Raw genomic sequence first — 290 nt, forward strand, 5'->3', positions numbered from 1 at the left:
AAGGCGATCATCGCGGCGACGAAGAAGGCGGGTCTGCCGGAGCGGGCCGCGGTGATCTCGATCGCCACGTCGCTGCAGGAGTCGAAGCTGCACAACCTGGGTCACCTTGGCGACGCCAACGATCATGACTCGCTGGGTCTGTTCCAGCAGCGGCCGTCGAGTGGTTGGGGTACGCCGGAGCAGATCACGAACCCGGAGTACGCGACCCTCGCCTTTGAGAAGGGTCTGAAGCAGATCGACGGGTGGCAGGACATGCCGCTGACCCAGGCCGCGCAGACCGTGCAGGTCTC

1 pseudogene is annotated in these 290 nt (G+C 65.5%); it reads left to right on the plus strand.

Going from position 1 to position 290, the window contains the following annotated elements:
• A pseudogene (locus ONA70_RS36570) lies at positions 1–290 on the plus strand (hypothetical protein); the annotation flags it as partial.

It is taken from the genome of Micromonospora yasonensis (assembly GCF_026013475.1).
Classification (GTDB): Bacteria; Actinomycetota; Actinomycetes; order Mycobacteriales; family Micromonosporaceae; genus Micromonospora; species Micromonospora yasonensis.